At 70.6% G+C, this 14,955-nt stretch carries 13 protein-coding genes; 2 read left to right on the forward strand and 11 right to left on the reverse strand.

The window, feature by feature from the left end:
- Nucleotides 1-93 precede the first annotated feature (93 nt).
- Together DSC45_RS09810 and DSC45_RS09820 are read left to right on the forward strand one after the other, a co-directional pair.
- Nucleotides 94-579, forward strand: a complete 486-nt coding sequence (locus tag DSC45_RS09810) for a Rieske (2Fe-2S) protein (protein ID WP_119289123.1) — start codon at nucleotides 94-96, stop codon at nucleotides 577-579.
- 129 nt (nucleotides 580-708) lie between these two features.
- Complete coding sequence (locus tag DSC45_RS09820; protein WP_119289125.1) at nucleotides 709-1,401, forward strand: nucleotidyltransferase domain-containing protein; 693 nt, start codon at nucleotides 709-711, stop codon at nucleotides 1,399-1,401.
- A gap of 3 nt (nucleotides 1,402-1,404) precedes the next feature.
- On the opposite strand, the gene DSC45_RS09825 is transcribed toward DSC45_RS09820, so the two are convergent.
- From DSC45_RS09825 to DSC45_RS09875, 11 genes are all read right to left on the reverse strand, one after another.
- Complete coding sequence (locus DSC45_RS09825; RefSeq protein ID WP_119289127.1) at nucleotides 1,405-2,499, reverse strand: ADP-ribosylglycohydrolase family protein; 1,095 nt, start codon at nucleotides 2,497-2,499, stop codon at nucleotides 1,405-1,407.
- Nucleotides 2,496-3,218: an NUDIX hydrolase gene (locus DSC45_RS09830; RefSeq protein ID WP_119289129.1), complete on the reverse strand. Its 723-nt coding sequence runs from the start codon at nucleotides 3,216-3,218 to the stop codon at nucleotides 2,496-2,498. The genes DSC45_RS09825 and DSC45_RS09830 overlap by 4 nt, the downstream gene beginning before the upstream one ends.
- A gap of 163 nt (nucleotides 3,219-3,381) precedes the next feature.
- Nucleotides 3,382-4,485 (reverse strand): pseudouridine synthase, encoded by a 1,104-nt coding sequence (locus DSC45_RS09835; protein WP_119289131.1) that lies wholly within the window; start codon nucleotides 4,483-4,485, stop codon nucleotides 3,382-3,384.
- Nucleotides 4,485-5,141: an SMC-Scp complex subunit ScpB gene (gene scpB, locus DSC45_RS09840; protein ID WP_119289132.1), complete on the reverse strand. Its 657-nt coding sequence runs from the start codon at nucleotides 5,139-5,141 to the stop codon at nucleotides 4,485-4,487. Before scpB ends, DSC45_RS09835 begins: the two co-directional genes overlap by 1 nt.
- On the reverse strand, nucleotides 5,138-6,388 hold the full coding sequence (locus tag DSC45_RS09845; RefSeq protein WP_240434556.1) for a segregation and condensation protein A: 1,251 nt from the start codon (nucleotides 6,386-6,388) through the stop codon (nucleotides 5,138-5,140). The genes scpB and DSC45_RS09845 overlap by 4 nt, the downstream gene beginning before the upstream one ends.
- Before the next feature lie 206 nt (nucleotides 6,389-6,594).
- Nucleotides 6,595-7,188, reverse strand: a complete 594-nt coding sequence (locus DSC45_RS09850; protein ID WP_119289134.1) for a hypothetical protein — start codon at nucleotides 7,186-7,188, stop codon at nucleotides 6,595-6,597.
- Nucleotides 7,173-8,351: a ParA family protein gene (locus tag DSC45_RS09855; RefSeq protein ID WP_119289136.1), complete on the reverse strand. Its 1,179-nt coding sequence runs from the start codon at nucleotides 8,349-8,351 to the stop codon at nucleotides 7,173-7,175. The genes DSC45_RS09850 and DSC45_RS09855 overlap by 16 nt, the downstream gene beginning before the upstream one ends.
- 336 nt (nucleotides 8,352-8,687) lie before the next feature.
- A complete protein-coding gene (ald, locus tag DSC45_RS09860) occupies nucleotides 8,688-9,827 on the reverse strand; it encodes an alanine dehydrogenase (RefSeq protein ID WP_119289138.1) in 1,140 nt (379 codons plus the stop codon).
- Nucleotides 9,828-9,970: 143 nt separating this feature from the next.
- Nucleotides 9,971-12,031 carry a tetratricopeptide repeat protein gene (locus tag DSC45_RS09865; protein ID WP_240434567.1) on the reverse strand — a complete coding sequence of 687 codons (2,061 nt, stop codon included), beginning with the start codon at nucleotides 12,029-12,031 and terminating at the stop codon, nucleotides 9,971-9,973.
- 210 nt (nucleotides 12,032-12,241) lie between these two features.
- The gene (locus tag DSC45_RS09870) at nucleotides 12,242-12,868 is read right to left on the reverse strand and encodes an NUDIX domain-containing protein (protein WP_119289142.1); all 627 of its coding nucleotides are present in this window, start codon (nucleotides 12,866-12,868) and stop codon (nucleotides 12,242-12,244) included.
- Nucleotides 12,869-12,947: 79 nt separating this feature from the next.
- Nucleotides 12,948-14,618, reverse strand: a complete 1,671-nt coding sequence (locus DSC45_RS09875) for a CTP synthase (protein WP_119289144.1) — start codon at nucleotides 14,616-14,618, stop codon at nucleotides 12,948-12,950.
- Between the last annotated feature and the right edge of the window lie 337 nt (nucleotides 14,619-14,955).

Consider the following 14,955-nt stretch of genomic DNA (forward strand, 5'->3'; position numbering starts at 1 on the left):
AGAGCTGCCGGCGCACCGGCTTCATGCCCACGTCCGGGGGCATTTGGCGCCGTGGTGCTTCATCCGCGGAGCCGGCGGCCTCAGGATGACGGCATGACTGTGCAACGTACGAACCGAAGGGCCGTACTCGCCGCGGGAACCGTGCTGGCGGGCACCGTGCTCACCGGCTGCGGCGACAGCGACGACGGAGGAGGAGACAGCGGCGGAACGGACGAGACGACCGGCCCGCCCAAGGAGCCCACGAGCGAAGGCTCATCGGGCGAGGACCAGCAGGAGACCGGCGATTCCGACGGGGACGCGCTCGCCCGCACCTCGGAGATCCCGGTCGGCGGAGGAAAGATCTTCGCCGACGAGAAGGTGGTCGTGACGCAGCCGGCCAAGGGCGACTTCAAGGCCTTCTCCGCGGTCTGTTCGCATCAGGGCTGCATGGTGAAGTCGGTCGAGGGCGGCACGATCAACTGCGTATGCCACGGAAGCAAGTTCAGCATCGAGGACGCCTCGGTACAGGAAGGGCCCGCGACCCGTCCGCTGCCGGCCGAGAAGATCACGGTGTCGGGCGACTCGATCGGCCTCGACTGACTCGGTCCGGCACCGCCTCCCGGCGCCGGGACATCGACCGGCGCCGGAGCACCGCTCGGAGCCGGAAAACCGACCGGCGCCGGAAAACCGCTCGGCCAGGGCCTCGGCCCTCGCTTAGGCTCGCTCGTCATGAGCCCCGAGGATCTCGTCCGTGACCACACGGTGTACTCCTGCGTGATCGGCTCACGCGCCTTCGGGCTCGCCACCGACGCGAGCGACACCGACCGGCGCGGTGTGTACCTCGCGCCCACGCCGTTGTTCTGGCGGTTCGACAAGCCGCCGACGCATGTCGAAGGGCCGCGCGAGGAGGAGTTCTCCTGGGAGTTCGAGCGGTTCTGCGAGCTCGCTCTGCGCTCCAATCCGAACATCCTCGAGTGCCTGCACTCCCCGTTCGTCGAACACATCGACGCCACCGGCCGCGAACTGCTCGCCATCCGCGGTGCGTTCCTGTCCCGGCAGGCGCACCGGACGTTCACCCGGTACGCGATCGGCCAGCGCAAGAAACTCGACGCGGACACCCGGCAGTACGGCGCTCCGCGCTGGAAGCACGCGATGCATCTGCTGCGGCTGTTGATCAGTTGCCGCGAGCTGCTGCGTTCGGGCGCCCTGGTGATCGACGTCGGCGATGACCGCGAGGACCTGCTGGCCGTCAAGCGCGGCGAAGTCCCGTGGTCCGAGGTCGAGTTGCGAATGTCCCGGCTCGCGGACGAGGCGGACGCGGCGGTGGACGGCTCGCCCCTGCCGGTCGAGCCCGACCGCGCCCGGGTCGCCGACCTGCTGCACCGGGTCCGCCGCGCGTCCGCACTGCGCGCGCAGGACTAGGCCTCAGCCGTCCCAGGCGTGGCCGAGTTCGAGCAGCTCGTCCCGGTACTCGATCCGCTCCGCCCACTCGGCCGGCCAGGCTCCGGCCCCCAGATGGGCGCCGGCGAAGGCTCCGGTGAGGCAGGCGATCGAGTCGGAGTCGCCGGATGTGCAGGCGGCCCGGCGGATCGCGGTCACCGGTTCGGCGGGGAGGAGCAGAAAGCACAACAGCCCGGTGGCGAAGGCTTCCTCGGCGATCCAGCCCTCCCCCGTGGCCAGACACGGGTCGGTCTCCACGCCGCCCTCGCGCACCGCGTCCTGCAACCGCTCGAGGATGCCGAGGCACTCGTCCCAGCCGCGTGCGATGAATTGCTCGGCGCTCGGATCCTGGCCCCTCGTCCACAGATCACCGAGCCAGCGTTCGTGGTAGCGGGTGCGGTTGTCCAGCGCGTACGAACGCAGCAGACCGACCAGACCGGTGGGTTCGGCGCCTTGGGCGAGCAGGTGAACGGCGTGGGCGGTGAGGTCGCTCGCGGCCAGCGCGGTCGGGTGCCCGTGGGTGAGGGCGGACTGCAACTGCGCGGCGCCCGCGCGCTGTTCTTCGCTCAGTGCGGGCGCGAGCCCGAGGGGCGCGACCCGCATATTGGCCCCGCAGCCCTTGGAGTGGAGCTGGCTCGCGTCCTGCCAGACCCGGTCCGGGTGGTGGCTGAGCTGCTCGCAGGCGACCAGGCAGGTGCGGCCCGGCGCCCGGTTGTTCTCGGGCGAGTGGTACCAGCCGACGAACTCCTCGCGGACCGGCCGGGCCAGCCGAAGCGGCCCGAGCGACCCGCGCTCCATGGCGGTCCGCAGCCCGCGGCCGAGCGCCAGCGTCATCTGGGTGTCGTCCGAGACGATCGCCGGGGTGATCAGTTCCATCTCCCGCCAGGGCCCGCACTTGGCGAGGATGGCCGGTACGTCGTTGAACTCCGTCGGGAAGCCGAGCGCGTCACCGAGGGCGAGGCCGAGGAGTGCGCCGGTGGCCGGGCGCTTGCCGGGCGGCGGCACGGCGCGGACCGACTCCGCACCGGTGCGGCCGCGCCCCGCGCTGCCGCCCTCCGCGTTGCTGTCGTAGGCGTTCATGCCGGTCGTCCTTCCGGTCGCAGCAGAGGTGGGTGCAGGGCGACGGCGGAGCCGGCCCGGTAGCGGGCGGCTGGTTTGCCGCGGCCGCCGTCGCGGCGCGGCGGGCCGTCGACCTGCTCGACGAAACCGTCGGTGGCGAGGACCTTGCGCCGGAAGTTGGGCCGGTCGAGCACGGTGTCCCAGACGGTCTCGTAGACGCCCTGCAGCTCGCCCAGGGTGAACTCGGGCGGGCAGAAGGAGGTGGCGAGGCAGCTGTACTCGAGCTTGTCGCCGATCCGCCGGTGCGCGTCGGCGAGGATCCGGCCGTGATCGAAGGCGAGGTCCCGGACCGCGCCGTACGGCACATACGCCGCACGGGCCGCGTCCCCGCCGCCGAGCGGCTCGGGCAATCCGGGCAGCAGGGCGGCGAAGGCCACCGAGACCACCCGCATACGCGGATCGCGGTCCGGCGCACTGTAGGTGCGCAGCTGCTCGAAGTGCAGCGCGTCGACGGCGTCCGCGTCGAGCCCGGTCTCCTCCGCGAGCTCCCGCCGGGCCGCTTCCTCGGCCGACTCCCGCGGCCGTACGAAGCCACCCGGCAGCGCCCAGGAGCCCGCGTACGGTTCCTCGCCGCGCTCCACGAGCAGGACGTGCAGAGTGCCCTCGCGCACCGTGAACACCGCCAGGTCGGCGGTGACCGCGAACGGCTCGAAGGCGGCCGGATCGTATCCGTCGGGCACCCGCGGACGCCGTGCACGGTCCCGCTCCCCCGACCCATTAATAGTCACAGTGACTATAAAAGCCCCCACGGCCCGGGAACACAAGCCCCGGCCGCCCGGAACGCGTACGGCGGCCGCCCCGCATCACGGGAACGGCCGCCGTACGACCCACGGACGGTCCGGCCTACAGGTCGACCTCCCGCATCAGCATGCCGACCTCGGTGTTGCTCATCCGCCGCAGCCAACCCGACTTCTGGTCGCCAAGCCCGATCGGGCCGAAGTGCGTGCGCACCAGCTTCTCGACGGGGAAACCCGCCTCGGACAGCATGCGCCGCACGATGTGCTTACGGCCCTCGTGCAGGACGACCTCGACCAGGTAGTTCTTGCCGATCTGCTCGACGATCCGGAAGTGGTCGGCGCGCGCGTAGCCGTCCTCCAGCTGGATGCCGTCCTTGAGTCGCTTGCCGAGATCGCGCGGGACCGGCCCCTGGATGGCAGCGAGGTAGGTCTTCTTCACGCCGTACCGGGGGTGGGTCAGGCGGTGCGCCAGCTCGCCGTGATTGGTGAGCAGGATGACGCCCTCGGTCTCGGTGTCGAGCCGGCCCACGTGGAAGAGCCGGGTTTCCCGGTTGGTGACGTAGTCCCCGAGGCACTGGCGCCCCTCCGGGTCCTCCATCGTGGAGATCACACCGGCAGGCTTGTTCAGCGAGAAGAACTGGTACGACTGGGTCGCCACGGTCAGGCCGTCGACCTTGATCTCGTCCTTCTCGGGGTCGACCCGCTGGCCCTGCTCGACCACGATCGAGCCGTTCACCTCGACCCTGGACTGGTCGATGAGCTCCTCGCAGGCGCGCCGCGAGCCGTAGCCGGCGCGGGCGAGCACCTTCTGGAGCCGCTCACCCTCCTGCTCGGCGCCGGGGAACGTCTTCGGCGTGCTCGTCCGCGGCTTGTTCGCGTAACGCTCGCGGTTGCGCTCCTCCTGCCGGGTCTCGTACTCGCGGGACCGGGACGGCGTACCGCCGCCCCGACGGCCGCCCGGGCCTCCCTTGCCGCCCGACTGGGGCGACTTGGGGCCGCCCTTGGCTCCGCCTCGGGCGCCGGCACCGCGGCCGCCGCCCGCCTGCGGACCGTCGGAGGCGCCACGCCTGCCGCCGGAGGAAGCGCCGCCGTCGTGGCGCCGCTCCTCCGGGCGAGGGCGGCCCGAGCGCTGCTGATTGTCGTCGCGCTTGTTGCCCGCGCCGCGGGGGTTACCGCGTCCGCTGCTGCTGTTCCTGCCGCTGCTTCGCATCAAAGTTCCGTCTTGTCGTCTGCGTCCTCGAAATCCGGGGCGTCCGGATCGAACGACGGCACCCCTTCCTGGGTCTCGGACTCGATGGCGTCCGCCTCGGGGAGGAAGGGCGCGAGCTCCGGGAGCTCGTCAAGGCCTCGCAGGCCCATCCGCTCCAGAAAGTAGTTTGTCGTCCTGTACAGGATCGCACCTGTTTCGGGTTCCGCGCCCGCCTCCTCCACGAGACCGCGCTGCAACAGCGTCCGCATCACGCCGTCGCAGTTCACACCGCGTACGGCGGACACCCTCGACCGACTGACCGGCTGGCGGTACGCGACCACGGCGAGGGTCTCCAGAGCCGCCTGGGTGAGCCGGGCCTGCTGGCCGTCGAGGACGAAGCGTTCCACCGCGGCGGCGTACTCGGGCCGGGTGTAGAAGCGCCAGCCACCGGCCACCAGACGCAGCTCGAAGCCGCGCCGCTGCACGGTGTACTCGTCGGCGAGCTCCCGCAGCGCGGCGCCGACCTGGCGCCGCGGCCGGTCGACGATCTTGGCCAGATGCTCCTCGGTGGCCGGCTCGTCCACCACCATGAGGACCGCCTCCAAGGCGGGCCGGAGCTCCAGATCGGCCACGTTCAGCAGGCCGGCGGGGGCGTCGTCCCGCTGCTCGGTACTCATCCGTTGTCCTCCTCCACGTCGCCCGCGTTCGCCCGCGCGCGGCCCTCGGGGTCGCGCACGGAATCGTCCAGGGGCTCGGGTGCCCGGTCGAACTCGTCCGTGACCAGCGGCTGGGTGTCCTGGGCGCCGGTCCAGCGGACCGTCAGCTCGCCGAGCGCCTCCTCCTGGTCGAGGTCCACGGCCTTCTCCCGGTACAGCTCGAGGAGCGCAAGGAAGCGGGCGACGACCGTGAGGGTGTCCGGTGCGTCCGCCACGAGGGTTCTGAAACTCGCCTCGCCGGCCTCGCGCAGCCACTCCACCACCAGTCCGGCCTGTTCCTGCACGGAGACGAGCGGTGCGTGGATGTGGTCGACGTACACCTCGGGCTTTGGTTTCGGCTGCATGGCCTTGACCGCGAGCTTCGCGAATCCCTCGGGCCCGATGCTGATCACGACCTCGGGCAGCAGCTCCGCGTGCTGCGGCTCGAGACCGACGGTTCGCGGGTAGCGCCGGCTCTCCTCGTCGAGCCGCGCCACGAAGATGTCGGCGACCTGCTTGTACGCGCGGTACTGGAGCAGCCGGGCGAAGAGCAGATCGCGCGCCTCGAGGAGCGCGAGGTCCGCCTCGTCCTCCACCTCGGCCGCGGGCAACAGCCGGGCGGCCTTCAGATCGAGCAGGGTGGCGGCGACGACCAGGAACTCCGTGGTCTCGTCCAGATCCCAGTCCGACCCCAGCGCCCGGATGTGCGCCATGAATTCGTCGGTGACCCGGGACAGCGCGACCTCGGTGACGTCCAGCTTGTGCTTGGCGATCAACTGCAGGAGCAGGTCGAACGGCCCCTCGAAGTTCGAGAGCCGCACCTTGAACCGGCCGTCGTCGGCGTCGTCGACATCCTCCGCGTCCTCGCCACCCGCTTCGCGCCGCTCGGCTGCGGCTTCGGCGAGCTCGCCACCGGCCGCGGGGTACCGATCGCCTGCCGCATCCTGCGGGCCCTCGCCGGCCGCCTCGCTGTCGTCGCCGACCGCTTCGACCAGCAGCGCTCCCGGCGCATCGGCATCGGCATCGGGATCGACGGAGTCGTGTCGCGTCTCAGGGCCGACGTCCAACTCCACGGATGTGCGGCCCCGTTCGGACGGCACAACCTGCACGGCGGTCTCGTACTGCGCACCGGGTGAACCTTCCGCTTCCACGGCCACGTCCGGCCGTACGGACGACTCGTACGCCCCGTCAGGAGCGAGACCGCCGCTGCCGGCCCCCCGCCCGAGCACGCGACGTCCACGCCGAGCGGGTCCGGGTTCGGGCGCGGCGGTGGGGTCAGCGGGTCGGTCGTCCGTCGGCATGGCGGTCCAGGGTGCGGCGTACAGGGCAGGCCCGTGGCATCGGGCAGGCGCAGGCTACCTCTCCGGGTCCGGCGCCCGCGGGACGCGGCGACGCACCGGCACGCGGAGGCGGCGGGCACCGTGGCGTGGCGCGCTCAGCGCCCGCGCAACCGCCGCACCAGAATGCTGGCCTCGCCCCGGGACTCGAGGTCCGCGAGGACCACGGCGACCGCCTCACGGACGATCCGCCCCCGGTCCACAGCGAGACCGTGCTCGCCGCGCAGGACCAGACGAGCGTGCTCGAGGTCCATCAACTCCTCGGCGGAGACGTACACCGTGATCTTCTCGTCGTGTCGCTCGCGCCCGCTGGGCCGGCGTCCGCCGCCGCCCCGTCCACGGCGGCGCGACTGCCCCGCCGAAGCCCCGGAGCCGCGCTCCTGCTGCGCGGAGGGCGAGGCACCTTCCCGGCGCGCGTTGCGTGACGCGGCCTTCTCCTCACCGTCCGCGGGGCGTCCGCGATGTTCGCCGGACTCCTCGTCCGCCGTGGCGTGTTCCGCGCTCTCGCCGCTCTCGCCGCGGCCGCCTTTCGCCGAGTCGTCCTTCGCCGCCGCGCCGTCGCTCTCGCCCGCCGGTGCCGGAACGCGTGCCTCGCCGTTGGCCTGCCGCCTGGGCGAAGACGCCTGGAGCGCCATGCCACCGGTCGTACGGAACAGTTCGTCGGCCCCCGGCAGACTCACTCGGCGTGACACCGGGCGAGCACCTCCCTGGCGAGCTGGCGATAGGCGGCGGCACCGACGGAGTTGGAGGCGTACGTGGTGATCGGCTCACCGGCGACGGTGGTCTCCGGGAAGCGGACCGTACGCCCGATGACCGTGTGGTAGACGTGCGTGTCGAAGGCCTCGACCACCCGCGCGAGGACCTCACGGCTGTGCACCGTGCGCGAGTCGTACATGGTGGCGAGGATGCCGTCGAGTTCCAGGTCGGGGTTGAGCCGCTCCTGGACCTTCTCGATCGTCTCGGTCAGCAGGGCCACACCACGCAGCGCGAAGAACTCGCACTCCAACGGCACGATCACCTTGTGCGCGGCGGTCAGCGCGTTCACGGTCAGCAGACCGAGTGAGGGCTGACAGTCGATCACGATGTAGTCGTAGTCCTGCATCAGCGGCTTCAGGGCGCGCTGCAGCGTCGACTCACGAGCGACCTCGGAGACCAGCTGGACCTCGGCGGCCGACAGGTCGATGTTGCTCGGCAGCAGGTCCATGTTGGGCACGGCCGTCTTCAACAGGACGTCGTCCGCCGCCATCCCCCGCTCCATGAGCAGGTTGTAGACGGTGAGGTCGAGCTCCATCGGGTTGACGCCGAGGCCTACGGAGAGCGCTCCCTGCGGGTCGAAGTCGACCAGCAGCACGCGTCGTCCGTACTCCGCGAGCGCGGCGCCCAGGTTGATGGTCGACGTCGTCTTGCCGACGCCGCCCTTCTGGTTGCACATCGCGATGATCTTCGCGGGACCGTGATCGGTCAGCGGCCCGGGAATCGGGAAGTACGGCAGCGGCCGTCCGGTCGGGCCGATGCGCTCGCGGCGCTGACGCGCGGCGTCGGGCGCGAGCGTGGCCGCGTACTCGGGGTCGGGCTCGTATTCGGCGTCGGGGTCGTAGAAGTGCCCCTGGGGCAGCTCTTCGTAGTCAGCGAATTGGGTGGGGTTCTCGCCACTCCGGTCGCCGGCCATGGCGTTCACTTGATGGCCATCCATGCTCTGGTGGGCTGTCAGCGACTGCTGCGTGCGCTGTGTGTTCTGGACGTCGGCGTGGGTGCGGACAGCGACAGAGCCGACAGCCTCGGATCCCGCGGGTCCCGGTCCCTGCGCAGGCGTTCCTGGGTGACCACCCCCAGGAGTAAATGTCGACTCATTCACAAGTCGTCTTACCTCCTTGGTGACCAGGAAACTTCTAGACAGGTCAGCGTGGCACCATGCCGACGATTGGCGACTCTATGGCGTGTCACCGGTCCTCAGCAACACAATCCGCCGGACCCGGCCCGATGTGTCGGTAACTGAACACCCCTCTGTCAAGGGTGCGCAGAGAGCTTCGACTCGTATTCCCGGGTGTGCGAATCGGGTAAAGCGTTACGTTCAACACTAGTTGAACGAGTGCGGCAAAGTGACCCGATACACAGCCGGCCGGACCTCACGAACAAGGTCCGGCCGGCTGCACGGAATTGACGCCGAACGTTGACGCCCGGGACGTACGGGTCAGCCGAGGAGGCTGCTCAACTCGACGCTCTCCAGGCCGTGAGCCTCGGCGACGGAGCGGTAAGTCACCTTGCTGTCATGGGTGTTGAGCCCGAGCGCCAGCGCCGGATCACGGCGCAGCGCCTCCACCCAACCGCGGTTCGCGAGCTCGACGATGTACGGGAGCGTGGCGTTGGTGAGTGCGTACGTCGAGGTGTTGGGGACGGCGCCGGGCATGTTGGCGACGCAGTAGAAGACCGAGTCGTGGACCTTGAAGGTCGACTCCGCGTGAGTGGTCGCATGCGAGTCCTCGAAGCAGCCACCCTGGTCGATCGCAATGTCGACAAGGACACTTCCGGGCTTCATCTTGGCGACCAGATCGTTGGTGACCAACTTCGGCGCCTTGGCCCCCGGGATGAGGACCGCACCGATGACGAGGTCGGCCTCGACGACGGCACGCTCCAGTTCGTACGCGTTGGAGACGATCGTCTGCACCTTGGTACCGAAGATCCGGTCCGCCTCGCGCAGTTTGTTGACGTCCTTGTCGAGCAGCGTCACGTGAAAGCCCATGCCGACGGCGATCTGCGTGGCGTTCCACCCGGAGACGCCGCCGCCGATGACCACGGCACGGCCGGGCGCGGTCCCGGGCACACCACCGGGCAGCACGCCCCGTCCACCGCCGCTGCGGTCGTCACCCACTCCACCGCGGGCCATCAGGTGGTACGCACCGACCTGCGGAGCGAGCCGCCCCGCGACCTCCGACATCGGCGCGAGCAGCGGAAGCTGCCGGCCGGCCGTCTCGACGGTCTCGTAGGCGATGGCCGTGATGCCGGACCGGAGCAGAGCGTCGGTGCACTCGCGGGAGGCGGCGAGATGGAGATAGGTGAAGAGCGTCTGGTCCTTGCGGAGGCGGTGGTACTCCTCGGCGATCGGCTCCTTGACCTTGAGCACCAGGTCGGCGGTGGCCCAGACCTCGTCCGCGGTGGGCAGGATCTGCGCGCCCGCGCCCTGGAACTCGGCGTCCGCGATCGACGAGCCGACGCCGGCGTTCCGCTCCACGAAGACCTGATGGCCGTGGCGCACCAGTTCGTGCACGCCGGCGGGCGTGATGGCCACGCGGAACTCGTTGTTCTTGACCTCGCGGGGGATGCCGACCTTCATCGTCGATCACGGTCCTTGGGTGGGGGATTTTTCGGGCAGGAAAGACATACCCCTACGCATCGCGACGCACTGGGATACGCCACGGGAACCCGCGGCTCGACCAGTCTAATGAAGGATTTTGAGCTGTCTAGCCTTCCAAAGCTTCAAACTTCTTCGGAAGCACTGCGGATTTCGTAGGCGGAAGGATCAGTTCCCTGTTCGTTGAGCTCCTCCCCCAGCATGCGCTCGGCCGCCGCGCGGTGCAGCCCGGCGGCCGCCGGATCACCCAGCCGCTCGAGGGTGTCGGCCAGCCTGACCTGCAACGCGGCGAGCAGCCGTACGTCGCCGGCCTCCCGCGCCCAGTCGACCGCCTCACGGCAGGTCCGCAGGCACTCCTCGGGCCGCCCCGCGTACTCCTGGACCCTGGCCAGTTCGCTCAACGCCCTTGCGTGGGACGGGACATCACCGGCCTTGCGGTACCCCTTGGCCGCCGAACGCCAGCTCCGGACCGCGTCGCCGTACCGCCCCGCGTAGGTGTGGGCGGTGCCGATACGCCCGTAGAGCCGCGCGGAGTCCGCGCGTTCCCCGCGCGTCAGACGCTGCGAGAGGGCGCGGCCGAACCAGTCGACGGCCCGCGGCCAGTCCCCCAGTTCCTGGTAGGCGCCGCCGACGGATTCCATCGCCCGGCCGGTGGCGTAGGGGTCGTTCGCCCTGCGGGCGACGTCGAGCGCTTCCCGGTAGCGGGCGAGCGCCTCACGGGTCCGCCCCGTACTCGCGTCCAGATCGGCCAGGTTGAGCAGCGCGGCCGCCTGCTCCCGCGGGAGTTCGCGCCGGGTGGCCACGTCCAGGACGAGACGGTGGATCCCGTACAGCTCCGGGGCGGCCGCCTCGGTCCCGTGGTGCGCGACGAGCGCCCTGGTCAGGGCCGCCATCAGACGGCGGGCGAGAGTGTCGAGCTCCCCGTCGGCCACCGCGAGCCGGGCCGAGGCGAGCAGGGCGTAGTGCCGCACCCGCAGCCATTCCTCGGCGGCCCCCGGAGTCGGGAAGCGCAGCGCCCTGGGCATCCCGGCGAGCTTGCGACGGGCGGGCGACTCCTCCGGCTCGGTGACCCCCCGGCAGGACTGCAGCAGCCGCACCGTCCGCTCCAGCATCCTGGCCCGCGCCAACTGCACCTCCGCGGGACGGTCGTGGGCCGCGGCGAGCGAACGCAGCTGCGGCAGCAGGCAGGCCGGCACGGCGTACTGCGGCAGGCCGGAAGGCGCGGGGACCCTGCGCAGCAGCCCGAGAGTGACGAAGTCGTCGAGCGTCGTCCGGGCCGCGGACACCGAACATCCCGCAAGCGCGGACGCCGTGTGCGAGTCGGCGAAGCCCGCGGGCGCAAGGGAGAGCAGTCGCAGTATCCGCGCGGCGGGCACCGGCAGCTCGTCGTGCACGAAGCCGAAGACCCGCGAAAGGGACGACAGGGGGCCCTTGCCCTGGCCCGTGTCCTCGTTCGGGAGGTTGTGCAGCTGCTTGGCGAGCTCGGCCACGGAGGCCTTGGGACGGGCGGCGAGCCAGCCGCCGGCGAGCACGAGGGCGGCCGGCTGGTGGGCACAGAGCTCGGCGAGATTCTCGGCCGCGCGCGGGTCGCAGGTGATTCGGACCGATCCGGTGAAGCCGCTCAGGAGCTCGAGCGCGGACTTCGTGTCCAGGCCGCCGATGGTGCACGGACGTACGTCGGAGATCCCGGTGAGCGGGCCCTCGGCCACCGCGACGACCAGGCACTCCGGAGTGTCCGGCAGCAGCGGCTCCACCTGTTCGGCATCGCCGGCGTCGTCGAGGACGATCAGCGTCCGGCGTCCGTCGAGCGCGCGGCGCAGCGCCTCGGACAGTTCGTCCTCGGCGGCCCCGGGCGCCACCGGCACCCGTAGCGCACCGAGCAGTTCGCGCGCCGTGCGCTCGGTGGGCACGCGCTCGCCGCCGGGTTCGGTCAACCGGGCACGGAGCGTGCCGTCCGGGTAGTCGGCGCGGAGCTGTCCCGCGAGTTCCTCGGCGAGGGTGGTACGGCCGCTTCCAGGTCTGCCCGCCACGAGCAGCACCCGCGCCCGTGGCGCCTTGCGGCCGGTGAGAGTGTCGAGCCCGGTGCGCTGGATATCCGCCCGCAGCTCCTTCAACTCCCGTTGCCTGCCGACGAATTCGGGTCCTGGCTGGACCGGGTGAGGCCCCGGTACCGAGCTGTCCGACACCGGTGTCGACCTGTGGGTGTCCACCGACTGATCCGTCACGGGCCACGCTCCCGTCCGCCTGCGCACAGTGCCCGCCGCGGCTGCGGACGGGGGAATTCCGAGCGTAGTTCACGCTCTGCGACGATCCGGGGCGCGCGTGGCGGGCACATCCCCCGTACGGATCAACAGATCGTCACACCGATGGGATATCAGCCGGGGAACCCGCTCGGTTCAGACCTCGAACGGGCGTGCCGGCCAGGGCGCCTCTGCGGGCCGCAGCGCGTCCAGACCGTCGCCGCGCTGGGCGGCTTCGAGCGCGAGGGCGCCCACCACCAGGCAGTTGTTGTGCAGCTCGCCCGCGAGCACGCCCTGCACGAGGTCGTCGAGCGACACCCGGGCCAGCTCCATGTCGGCCTCCTCCTCGGCCACGGCGAACCGCTCGCCCTCGGCCTCGGCCAGGTCCCGGGCGAGGAAGATCCGTACCGCCTCGTCGCAGCCGCCGGGCGAGGTGAACACGTCGGTGAGCACCCGCCAGTCCCCCGCCTTCACATGCGCCTCTTCGTACAGCTCGCGCTGAGCGGCGTGCAGCGGGTTCTCGCCGGGTACGTCGAGGAGGCCGGCCGGGATCTCCCACAGCTTGTGCCGTACGGGGTGGCGGTACTGACGGATCACCAGGACACGGCCGAGGTCGTCGAGGGCGAGGACGGCGACGGAGCCGGGGTGCACCTGGTAGTCGCGCCGGGCGGCCGTCCCGTCGGGCATGACCACATCGTCGGTGCGGACACTCGTCTTCTTGCCCCTGAACGGCGTGGCGGTGGCTGTGACCTGCCATTCCTCGGCGGTGTCCCTGATGGTCATGAGATACGTCCTCCACAAACAGAAACCGGGGTACGGCGCCTCGGTGAGGCCCGTACCCCGGCAACGGTATCGCCTGGTGCTACTTCTTCGGCTTCGGCCGTCCTGCCGCCTGCTGCTGCTCCACGGCGGCCTTCACCAGGCCGGCGAAGAGGGGGTGCGGACGGGTCGGCCGCGACCGCAGCTCCGGGTGGGCCTGGGTGGCCACCAGGTACGGGTGGATCTCGCGCGGGTACTCGACGTACTCGACGAGCTTGTTGTCCGGCGAGGTGCCGGAGAAGACCAGGCCCGCCTTCTTCTCGAGCTCGGCGCGGTAGCTGTTGTTGACCTCGTAGCGGTGCCGGTGGCGCTCCTCGACGTACTCCTTGCCGTCGTACGCCTCGCGCACGATGGAGCCCTCGGCGAGCTTCGCCGGGTACATGCCGAGTCGCATGGTGCCGCCCATGTCGCCCTCACCGGCGACGATCTCGAGCTGTTCGGCCATGGTGGAGATCACCGGGTGGGCCGTGGCGGAGTCGAACTCCGTGGAGTTGGCGTCCGGGATGTCGGCCAGGCTGCGGGCCGCCTCGACGACGATGCACTGCAGACCGAGGCAGAGGCCGAGCAGCGGGATCTTGTGCTCGCGGGCGTAGGTGATGGCGCCGACCTTGCCGTTCACACCACGGTCGCCGAATCCGCCGGGGATGCAGATCGCGTCCGCGTCGCCGAGATGCTCGGCGGCGCCCGCCGGCGTCTTGCAGTCGTCCGAGGTGACCCACTTGACCTTGACGCGGGCGCGGTTGGCGAAGCCGCCGGCGCGCAGCGCCTCGGTGACCGAGAGGTAGGCGTCGGGCAGGTCGATGTACTTGCCGACGAGCGCGACGGTGACCTCGTGGTCGGGGTTGTGCACCCGGTCGAGGAGGTCGTCCCACTGCGTCCAGTTCACATCGCGGAACGGCAGGTCCAACTTGCGGACGACGTAGGCGTCGAGGCCCTCGGTGTGCAGCACCTTCGGGATGTCGTAGATCGACTTGGCGTCGACGCAGGCCACCACCGCGGCGTCGTCGACGTCGCACATGAGCGAGATCTTGCTCTTGATCGACCGGGGCACCTCGCGGTCGGCGCGCAGCACGATCGCGTCCGGCTGGATACCGATGTTGCGCAGGGCGGCGACGCTGTGCTGGGTCGGCTTGGTCTTCAGCTCACCGGACGGACCGATGTAGGGAAGCAGCGAGATGTGGACGACGAAGACGTTGTCCCGGCCGACCTCATGGCGCACCTGGCGGACCGTCTCCAGGAAGGGCAGCGACTCGATGTCGCCGACCGTGCCGCCGACCTCGGTGATGACCACGTCGACGTCATCGGTGGCCATGCGCCGGATGCGGTGCTTGATCTCGTTGGTGATGTGCGGGATGACCTGCACGGTGTCGCCGAGGTACTCGCCGCGACGCTCCTTGGCGATGACCTGTGAGTAGACCTGGCCGGTGGTGACGTTGGCGCTGCCGTCGAGGTCGACGTCGAGGAAGCGCTCGTAGTGGCCGATGTCCAGGTCGGTCTCGGCACCGTCGTTGGTGACGAACACCTCGCCGTGCTGGAACGGGTTCATGGTGCCCGGGTCGACGTTCAGGTACGGGTCGAGCTTCTGCATCGTGACCCGAAGGCCCCGCGCCTTCAGCAGCGCACCCAGGCTGGAGGCCGTGAGGCCCTTTCCGAGGGAAGAGGCGACACCCCCGGTGACGAAGATGTGCTTGGTCGTCGTGGCTTTGGGCGGCATGGCCAAGAGGGGGCTCCCGTGGTCGCGAGGTGGTCTTGCGTACCGGCGTCCGACCGAGGGTTTCGGGGGGACGGCGTCGCTGCGGTTCGGGGGCCCGCTCAAGTCGGAAACGCCCACCGGTCCACGGGCTACCAGGGTAACAGCGACGGGACGAGCCTGCTTCCGGCCAGGCTCAGGGATGTTCGCCGGGGGCCGTGATCCCGTACGCGCAGTGGTGCCGCGAACACCCCTCGTACAGGAGCCGAAACCCTCACCCGATCAGCCGCAACGCTTATCTCCGACCCGCGCGCGGATCACTTGGGTGCGTCGTATCCTGCTCGGACATTCGCTGCCGAGC

The sequence above is a fragment of the Streptomyces sp. YIM 130001 genome, from assembly GCF_003574445.1.
Classification (GTDB): Bacteria; Actinomycetota; Actinomycetes; order Streptomycetales; family Streptomycetaceae; genus Streptomyces.